This is a genomic window from Pseudomonas sp. 20P_3.2_Bac5, assembly GCF_025466035.1.
Classification (GTDB): Bacteria; Pseudomonadota; Gammaproteobacteria; order Pseudomonadales; family Pseudomonadaceae; genus Aquipseudomonas.
Map to the genome: position 1 here is coordinate 1 of NZ_JANLOA010000031.1, position 9,502 is coordinate 9,502.

Annotated in this window: 9 protein-coding genes; 7 read left to right on the forward strand and 2 right to left on the reverse strand. The window is 61.6% G+C overall.

Annotated elements, in window-relative coordinates:
• Positions 1-51: 51 nt before the first annotated feature.
• A complete protein-coding gene (locus NTD88_RS05755; RefSeq protein WP_371864281.1) occupies positions 52-264 on the reverse strand; it encodes a hypothetical protein in 213 nt (70 codons plus the stop codon).
• A 275-nt stretch (positions 265-539) separates the two neighbouring features.
• On the opposite strand from NTD88_RS05755, the gene NTD88_RS05760 reads away from it, so the two are divergent.
• From NTD88_RS05760 to NTD88_RS05790, 7 genes are all read left to right on the forward strand, one after another.
• On the forward strand, positions 540-1,043 hold the full coding sequence (locus tag NTD88_RS05760; RefSeq protein ID WP_262154801.1) for a sigma-70 family RNA polymerase sigma factor: 504 nt from the start codon (positions 540-542) through the stop codon (positions 1,041-1,043).
• Positions 1,043-1,996 (forward strand): FecR domain-containing protein, encoded by a 954-nt coding sequence (locus tag NTD88_RS05765; RefSeq protein ID WP_262154802.1) that lies wholly within the window; start codon positions 1,043-1,045, stop codon positions 1,994-1,996. The genes NTD88_RS05760 and NTD88_RS05765 overlap by 1 nt, the downstream gene beginning before the upstream one ends.
• Positions 1,997-2,091: 95 nt before the next feature.
• The gene (locus NTD88_RS05770) at positions 2,092-4,548 is read left to right on the forward strand and encodes a TonB-dependent siderophore receptor (RefSeq protein WP_410017256.1); all 2,457 of its coding nucleotides are present in this window, start codon (positions 2,092-2,094) and stop codon (positions 4,546-4,548) included.
• Between the two features lie 181 nt (positions 4,549-4,729).
• Entirely contained in the window at positions 4,730-4,969 is a 240-nt protein-coding gene (locus tag NTD88_RS05775; RefSeq protein ID WP_262154804.1) for a type II toxin-antitoxin system RelB/DinJ family antitoxin, read from the forward strand.
• Positions 4,959-5,246, forward strand: coding sequence for a type II toxin-antitoxin system RelE family toxin (locus NTD88_RS05780; protein WP_262154805.1), 288 nt, complete (start codon positions 4,959-4,961; stop codon positions 5,244-5,246). Before NTD88_RS05775 ends, NTD88_RS05780 begins: the two co-directional genes overlap by 11 nt.
• A 304-nt stretch (positions 5,247-5,550) precedes the next feature.
• Complete coding sequence (gene katG / locus NTD88_RS05785; protein ID WP_262154806.1) at positions 5,551-7,689, forward strand: catalase/peroxidase HPI; 2,139 nt, start codon at positions 5,551-5,553, stop codon at positions 7,687-7,689.
• Between the two features lie 139 nt (positions 7,690-7,828).
• Positions 7,829-8,572: a class I SAM-dependent DNA methyltransferase gene (locus NTD88_RS05790; protein WP_262154807.1), complete on the forward strand. Its 744-nt coding sequence runs from the start codon at positions 7,829-7,831 to the stop codon at positions 8,570-8,572.
• Between the two features lie 139 nt (positions 8,573-8,711).
• On the opposite strand, the gene NTD88_RS05795 is transcribed toward NTD88_RS05790, so the two are convergent.
• The gene (locus tag NTD88_RS05795; RefSeq protein WP_095155371.1) at positions 8,712-9,269 is read right to left on the reverse strand and encodes a DUF1523 family protein; all 558 of its coding nucleotides are present in this window, start codon (positions 9,267-9,269) and stop codon (positions 8,712-8,714) included.
• Between the last annotated feature and the right edge of the window lie 233 nt (positions 9,270-9,502).

Consider the following 9,502-nt stretch of genomic DNA (forward strand, 5'->3'; position numbering starts at 1 on the left):
CAGCGTTTGGAAACTTCAAGGAAGTCGCGGGGCTGAACCCCGCGGGCTGGCTTACACGAAGGCCTGAGGGGCCACGCCGCGCGGCAGGCGGCAGCGGTCGGGACGAGCGGCCAGGCGTACACGCCAGTTGGCCTTGAAGCAGTAAGATGCGGCTTTCGCCTGGGCCATTTGGCGCTGTTTACGCAGTTCCGCCAATGATGGCGCCTTCTTCGCCGGGGCGACGTCGACCTTGGTCAGTGAGCGCTGGCACGATTTGCAATCCACGTCATCTGCGACAGCAGTAGTGCTCAGAGGGTTGCCAACACGGCCACATGCAACGGCCTCGCCGTTTGTTGAGTAATGCATTACCAAAACTGTACATCTCCACACGTATGAACAAAAAGCCGCGTATTTTCGCATAGGTCGACGGTGAGATGCCGCCATCTCCGCCGGTCAACACTCATCTTGTTGCAATTGCCATCACTGCTGGCTTCTCTATAGAATGCGATCAATTCTTAATTACACCCTGCCATTCCTGGCGGGTGTATTCAGTGGTCTCTATGTCCTCGATCGATCGCGCGCTCAATCTGCATATCGAAACCCTGTACTGCGAACATCACGGATGGCTGCACGGTTGGCTAAATCGCAAGCTGGGCAACACCAGTGATGCCGCGGACCTGGCCCACGACACGTTCATCCGCCTGCTGACACGGCAAAGCAAATGCTTCGGCAGCGAGCCCCGCGCATTGCTGACTCATATTGCCAAGGGCCTGGTAATTGATCGGTGGCGACGTCAGGACGTCGAGCGCGCCTACCTCGAAACCATTGCCCACCTGCCCGAGTCCGAAGTCCCGTCGCCGGAAACCCGTTGGCTGATCCTCGAAGCCCTGCATCGCATCGACGCCATGCTCCGCGAAATGCCCAGCCGCGTCCGCCAGACCTTCCTGTTCTCACAGATCGACGGCCTGACATACAACGACATCGCCGAGCAACTCGGCGTCTCACTGATCACCGTCAAACGCGACATGCGCGACGCCTTCCTCGCTTGCCTGAGCGTGGCTTGATGACTCCGTCCATCGACCCGCTGATCCTCGGTGAAGCCGCCGACTGGCTGGTGCAACTGCAGTCCGGCGTCGCCACCGAAGCCGATCATCACGCCATCCAGCTCTGGCGCGATCGCAGCCCGCAACACGCTCAGGCCTGGCTGCGGGCTGAAGCCCTGCTGGGCGATCTGCGCGCCGTACCTGGCAATGTGGCCAGCGACACCTTCCAGCGGCTGAACAACAGCAAGCGAATCGGGCGTCGTCAGGCGCTGCATCGCCTCGGCGTGTTCCTCTTGGCGGGCCCCGCCGTATGGATCGCCTCCCGTGAACTGCCCTGGCAGCAATGGCGCGCCGACCAACGCACCGCCATCGGCGAACAGAAAAACCTGACCCTGCCCGACGGTACGCAACTACTGATCAACACTGGCAGCGCCTTGAACATTGCCTTCAATGCCCAGGAACGACGGATAAGACTGTTGGAAGGCGAGGTACTGATCAGCACTGCCAAAGACCCATCCCGCACCTTCATGGTCGAGACCCGCCACGGCACTGCCCGCGCCTTGGGCACGCGCTTCAGCGTCCGCGTCGGGGAGCAGCTCAGCCATGTCGCCGTGAGCGAAGGGGCAGTGGAGATGTTGCCGCTTCACGCGCGCCAAGGCCTGATTCTCAAGGCCGGCGAGCAGAGTGCGTTTGGCCTTGACCGCACCGCCGCCGCCGAACCGTTGGACACCGCCACCCTGACCTGGGAACACGGCATGCTGGTCGCCCGCAACATGCGTCTGGGCGATCTGCTCGCCGAGCTCGGCCGTTATCGCCCCGGCGTACTGCGCTGCCATGAGGCGGTTGCCGCGCTCAGCGTCTCCGGCGCGTTTCCGCTCAAGGACACCGACGCCAGCCTGCGCTTGCTGCAAGACACCCTGCCGATCCGCATCAGCAGCCTGACCCGCTACTGGGTTGCCATCGAACCTGCCTGAGCTGCGAGAAAATTCGCACGCAGGCTGATACCTTTTTCCCGCTCCTTCGGTGTGGAAGTGAACCCTCACTTTTCAGGCGCCGACAGGAGCTCCGAATGACGTCCAGGCCGTTGCAGTCCATCTCCCGAATCAGCTCACCGCGTGTTGCCATGAAGACACTGAGCCTCGCCGTCGCCCTGGCCGTGTTGATGCCGGCCCACAGCGTCATGGCCGCTGATCCCGTGCCGAACAATGGTGCCCGTAGCTACACCATCGCGCCGGGTCCGCTGGCTGATGTGCTGGCCCAGTTCGCGGCGATGTCCGGCGTGCCGCTGTCGTTCGACGCGAAGATGCTCAATGACCGCCGCAGCCCTGGCTTGCAAGGCAGCTACACCGCGCAGGCCGGCTTTGCGCTGCTGCTTCAGGGCAGCGGCTATACCCTGCAAAGCGCCGGCGGCAACGGCTACACACTGGCCCCGCTGTCCAGCGGCGATGTGCTGGAACTGGGCGCGACCAACGTCAATGCCGCCTCGAGCATGACTGGCGACACCTACGCCGGCGGCCAGGTGGCGCGCAGTGCGCGGCTTGGCGTGCTGGGCAACCGTTCGATCAACGACGTGCCTTTCAGCGTCACCAGCTACACCGCCAAGGCCATGGCCGATCAGCAGGCCCGGACCATCGGTGACGTGCTCCTCAACGACGCCTCGGTGCGCCAGTCGGCGGGCTTCGGCAACTTTTCCCAGGTCTTCACCATTCGCGGCCTGCCGCTGCAGAGCGATGACATCGCCTTCAACGGCCTTTATGGCGTACTGCCACGGCAGATCATCAATACCGAAGCGGTGGAGCGGGTCGAGTTGTTCAAGGGCCCCAACGCGTTTCTCAACGGCGTCGCACCGCAGGGCAGCGGCATTGGCGGCAGCGTCAACCTGGTGCCCAAGCGCGCCGAGGACACACCGACCCGCAGCGCTACCCTCGATTACACCGGCGATACTCAGGTCGGCGGCCACCTCGACCTCGGCCAGCGCTTCGGTGAAGACAACCGCTTCGGCGCGCGGATCAACCTCGCCCAGCGCGGCGGCGACACTGCGATCGATGACGAAAGCAAACGCACCTCGTTGATCGCTGTCGGTCTGGATTACCGCGGCGAGCGCCTGCGCCTTTCCACCGATTTCGGTTACCAGAAGCAGCGCATCGACAATGGCCGCTCTGTGGTCTACCCCAACGGCACCAAGGTTCCGGACGCACCGTCGGCCAAGGACAACTACGCCCAGGACTGGACCTGGTCGGAGCTGGAAGACACCTACGGCATGCTCAACGGCGAGTACGACCTCAACGACAACTGGACCGCCTACGCCGGTATCGGTGCCAAGCACACCCGGGAGAATGGCGAGTATTCCTCGCTGTATGTCGGCAACGATGGCAGCGGTCGTACGGGCTTTCTCTACTCGCCCCACGACGAAGACAACAAGAGCGCGGTGGCCGGCCTCAATGGTCGCTTCAACACCGGTGCGGTCAGCCACCAGATGAACTTCGGTCTGTCCGGCATGTGGGGCGAGCAGCGTTCGTCGTTCGAGGCGATCCTGGTCGCGAACCGCCAGCCCGGTAACCTCTACAACCCGATCCAGATTCCGCGCCCGACCAACACCTACTTCGGCAGCGATATCCACGACCCGCGCATCGTCGGCAAGAACCGCATCAAGAGCGTGGCGGTGTCCGACACATTGGGCTTTGTCGATGACCGTGTGTTGCTGACCCTTGGTGTGCGTCGCCAGACCATCGAGGTCGATGCCTGGAACACCACCAGCGGTGCTCGTACAAGCAATTACGAAGAGTCTGTCACCACGCCGGTCTACGGTCTGGTGGTCAAGCCGTGGGAGTACGTCTCGTTCTATGCCAACCGCATCGAAGGCCTGGCCCAGGGCCCGACTGCGCCGCTGACCGGCGTGACCAACCCCGGCGAAGTGTTCGCGCCCAAGCGCAGCAAGCAGACCGAGGCCGGCGTCAAGCTGGACTGGGGCAGCTACGGCGCCACCTTTGGTGTGTACCGCATCGAGCAGCCGAACAACTCCACCCGCTACACGCCCGGCGTGGTCCTCGGCACCTTCAATGTCGATGGCGAACAGATCAACAAAGGCGTTGAACTGAACCTCTTCGGTGAGCCGGTCGATGGCCTGCGGGTGCTGGCCGGTGCGACATGGATGAACACCGAGCAGAAGAAAACGGCGGGCGGCGCCACCGATGGCAACCGCGCTGCGGGTGTGCCGCGCTTCCAGTACAACCTGGGCGCGGAGTGGGACGTGCCGGGCCTCGAAGGTGCGGCGGTGAGTGCTCGCCTGCTGCGTACCGGTGGCGAGTACGTCAACGCGGCCAACACGTTGAGCATCCCAGCCTGGACCCGCGTGGACCTGGGCGCGCGGTATGGTTTCAAGGCGGACGACAAGTACATCACCCTGCGCGCCAATGTCGAGAACGTGGCGAGCAAGGCGTATTGGGCTTCGGCCTCGACAGCGAACAATTACCTGACCCAGGGTGAGCCGCGGACGTTGAAGTTGTCGGCGACCGTCGATTTCTGATCGGTTTCGGGGACCGCGCTGCGGTCCCTCGCGAGGGTTTCTGAGCGCGGAAAGTGACCGTTTCAGAGCGGGGGCGCAGATGCGCGGCATTTATTCCATTGGGGTTCGAGCAATCGGTGGTTGTGCTCGGGACGTCGCTAGTGCAATGTAATGACAATTGTCATTACGAGAGGGCCATGAAATGGCTTCCATCAATATTCGTGTCGACGATGAACTCAAGGCGCGGGCATACAACGAGCTGGAGCGGTTGGGGGTAACACCTTCGGAGTTCATGCGCCAGGCGTTGCAATATGTCGCTGAACAAGGTCGCTTGCCGTTTCGTCCGGTATTGATGACCGAGGAAGATGAAGAACTGGTCGCCACCGTCCGAGAGCGCCTTGCCTCCCCGCGACGAGTGAAGGTTGAGCTGGATGACCTATAGCCTCGAGTTTGATTCTCGTGCACTCAAAGAGTGGCGAAAGCTTGGTGATACCGTCCGAGAGCAATTCAAGAAAAAACTTGCTGAAGTCCTGTCTCAGCCTCGCATTGAGGCGAACCGGCTGCACTCGCTGCCCGACTGCTACAAGATCAAGTTGCGCAGCAGTGGTTACCGCTTGGTTTACCAGGTGATTGATCAGGAAATTGTGGTTTTCGTGGTCGCTGTGGATCGCCGCGAGCGCGATCAGGTCTATCGCAAGGCGGCTGACCGGCTTGAATAGATTCAACCTGGCCTTGCGTATGACTTTGTGTTTTCCCACATCCGCACCACAGAGGCTCAGGACGCGCAGGGGTCATCCCCCTCTGCTTTACTTTCTCCCCGAACCACCACCACCCGTCGACGATTCGTCATACGGAATGGAACTTAATGATCGACAGACGTTTCCTTCAATCCGCCAAGAAGGAAATGACTATCGATTCAATAAAATTCATAAATTTGTTTCATAGGTGGTGCCGTTTTAGTCTTGCTCTATCGTCGGTCGCAACACAGAGGGCCGGTCTGCTGAGGAAAAAGGAGAAAGCAGCATGTCGAACCAAGGTAAGTGCCCGTTCCACAACACGTCCGGTGGTGGCACCAGCAATCGTGACTGGTGGCCCAATCAACTGCGTGTGGAGCTGCTTAGCCAGCATTCGGACCGTTCGAACCCACTCGGGGAGAACTTCAACTATCGCGAAGAATTCAAAAAGATCGATTACTCCGCGCTCAAGGCAGACCTCAAGGCGCTGCTGACCGATTCCCAAGACTGGTGGCCGGCCGACTGGGGCAGCTACGGCGGCCTGTTCATTCGCATGGCCTGGCACAGCGCCGGTACCTACCGCACAGTGGATGGCCGTGGTGGTGCGGGCCGTGGCCAGCAACGCTTCGCGCCGCTGAACTCGTGGCCCGACAACGTCAGCCTGGACAAGGCGCGTCGCCTGCTGTGGCCGATCAAGCAAAAGTACGGACAGAAAATTTCCTGGGCTGACCTGATGATCCTCGCCGGCAACGTGGCGCTGGAGTCCTCGGGCTTCCGCACCTTCGGTTTTGGCGCGGGCCGGGAGGATGTGTGGGAACCGGACCTGGACGTCAACTGGGGCGACGAGAAAGCCTGGCTGACTCACCGTGACCCGGAAACCCTGGCCAAGAGCCCACTCTCGGCCACTGAAATGGGCCTCATCTACGTCAACCCCGAAGGCCCCAACGCCAGCGGTGATCCCGCTTCGGCCGCGGCCGCGATCCGCGCCACCTTCGGCAACATGGCGATGGACGACGAGGAAATCGTCGCGCTGATCGCTGGCGGTCACACTCTCGGCAAGACCCACGGTGCCAGCGCCGCCACCCACGTTGGTGTCGACCCGGAAGCCGGTGGCATCGAAGCCCAGGGCCTGGGCTGGACCAGCACCTATGAAAGCGGTGTCGGCGCCCACGCCATCACCTCCGGCCTGGAAGTGATCTGGTCGCAGACCCCGACCCAGTGGAGCAACAACTTCTTCGAAAACCTGTTCAAGTTCGAGTGGGTGCAGACCCGCAGTCCGGCAGGCGCCATTCAGTTCGAAGCGGTGGACGCGCCGGAGATCATGCCCGACCCGTTCGACCCGTCGAAAAAACGCAAGCCAACCATGTTGGTGACCGACCTGACCTTGCGTTTCGACCCCGGCTTCGAAGCGATCTCGCGACGTTTCCTCAACGATCCTCAAGCGTTCAGCAATGCCTTCGCCCGCGCCTGGTTCAAGCTGACCCACCGCGACATGGGCCCGAAAGCCCGCTACCTCGGCCCGGAAGTGCCGAACGAAGACCTGATCTGGCAAGACCCGCTGCCCGCAGCGCTGTATCACCCGAGCGCGGACGATATCGCCGACATCAAGGCGCGCATCGCCGAATCGGGTCTGTCGGTCAGCGAACTGGTTTCGGTGGCCTGGGCCTCGGCTTCGACCTTCCGTGGCGGCGACAAGCGCGGCGGTGCCAACGGTGCGCGCCTGGCATTGGCGCCACAGAAGGACTGGGCGGTCAACGAAATCGCGGTCGGCACCCTGGAGCGCCTGAAGGCGGTGCAGCAGGCGGCCAACAAGGCATCGCTGGCTGACGTGATCGTCCTCGCGGGTGTGGTCGGTATCGAACAGGCGACCAAGGCTGCCGGCGTGAACGTGCATGTACCGTTCGCTCCGGGCCGGGTCGATGCGCGTCAGGACCAGGTGGATATCGAGTCCTTCGAATACCTCGAGCCGCTGGCCGATGGCTTCCGCAACTACCGCAACACCGACAGCCCGGCCAGCACCGAATCGCTGCTGATCGACCGCGCCCAGTTGCTGACCCTGACCGCGCCGGAACTGACTGCTCTGGTCGGTGGCCTGCGGGTTCTGGGGGCCAACTACGATGGCAGCCAGCACGGCGTCTTCACCCATCGCGTCGGCGAGTTGAGCAACGACTTCTTCGTCAACCTGCTGGACATGGGCACTCAGTGGAAAGCCGTAGGCGACTCCACCGAACTGTTCGAAGGTCGCGACCGCAAGACCGGCGAAGTGAAATACACCGCCACCCGCAATGACCTGGTGTTCGGTTCCAACGCCATCCTGCGGGCCTACGCCGAGGTGTATGCCAGCAGCGACGCCAAGGAGAAGTTCGTCAAGGACTTCGTCGCCGCGTGGACCAAGGTGATGAACCTGGACCGTTTCGACCTCGCCTGAGGCAGAGCGGCGCCTGTCGCGAGGCAGGTGATCTGTTGACGTGATGAAGGCCCGGTGAAGTTCTGCCTCACCGGGCTTTTTTTGCATTCGCTTCGGCTACAATGCCGCCCCCTCGACCCCCTTCACATCCCAGGTTTCCATGTCCGGCAACGCTCTCTATACCGACCTGTCGGGCTACTACGACCTGATGTGCGCCAGCATCGACTACCGCGCGCAAAGCCATAGCGTCCACCGCCTGCAGCAGCTCTTCGGCAATGGCGGCATACGGCACCTGGACCTTGCCTGCGGCACCGGCCCTCATGTTCGTCACTTCATCGATGCCGGTTACCAGAGCGCCGGGCTCGACATCAATCAGCCCATGCTCGACCGGGCTGCATTGCGATGCCCTGAGGCGCAGTTTGCACTGGGGGACATGTGTGGTTTCAGCGTGGCCGAGCCGGTGGACCTGATCACCTGTTTTCTCTACTCCGTCCACTACAGCGGCGGTATCGAACGCCTCAAAGCCTGCATTGCCAGCGTGCATGCGGCGCTGGCTGCGGGTGGCGTGTTCTGCTTCAACGCCGTGGACAAGCAGCGGATCGACAACGGCTCGTTCGTCTCCCACACCGACACACTCGATGAGGCCCGGTTCGCGTTTCGTTCAGCCTGGCATTACGAAGGGGAGGGCGAGCGGCAGTCGCTGAGATTGAGCATCGAGCGGACGCTGGCGGGGGAAACCCAGGTCTGGCATGACGAACACCCGATGGTGGCGGTGAGCTTCGACGAGCTGCGGGCGCTGTTGGAACCGTACTTCGAGGTGCATGTGCTGGAGCATGATTACGAGAAGCTGGTGTCGTGGGATCAGGCCTCGGGGAATGCGTTGTTTGCGTGTGTGAAGATCTGACTCTGCCGAGGCCGGCTTCGGACGATAGCCAAGGCTGAGCCCTGGCTATCTGTGCCAATGGAGCTGGGGGCTATCGCTTACTGCTTTTTATAACCCACCAGCCACATGTTGGTATCTACGCCAGCCTCACATACGCCGCTTACCGCGATGAGTCACTCGGGACCATGGGCGCGCGCTTAAGCCGGAGCCGTCGCCGGATCACAAGGCCGATGGTGACCGCTACGATCAGCAGCACGCTGAAGAAGATAGTGTTGAAAACCGGGAAAGGCTCCGAGCGGCTGCTGGTTGCCTTGAGGTCAGTGATGTTCGGGAACATTGAAAAGATCTGGAAGCGCCACCCGTAGTAGCGAATCACCGCTAGCTGGCTCTGATCACGGGAATAGTCCTGGGCTTTGGCCTGCAGATCAGCGCTGTCGAACTTGAAGTACCAAGGGAACCCCCAGCCAGTGTCTTCATTGCGGTAGACGACGACTTCACGATCAGCGTCCGACGATACCGTGTTGATGAAGTACACGTCCCGGGTAGGGCCATCTGCAGGATTTTCTGCATTGATGACACCATCTGCGTCCATCCTTTTCACTTCGACACCGGTGATGTGCACCACCTTGTGGCGTGGGAGATAGTGGTGAAAGCACAGCGCAGCGACTGTTACCAATATCAGGCAGAGAACGGCAATGGAACGTTTGACCCAGGGCATTGAGTGATCACTCTCGAGAAACGGAGGAATATGAGGGTAATGCCATCTGTTTGCGCAGGATGGTTGTTACAGAATGCGTCAACGCAATGCGTAAACGCCAGCCAGTCAGTCAAGAAGCAGGTGACCTTTTCAGGGCCGCCTTCGCGGGTACGCATTGTACTTGTAGGAGCGAGCTTGCTCGCGCAGGCGGGTGTGTGCTGACCGCCCCCCTCGCGCGCAAGCTAGCTCCTACG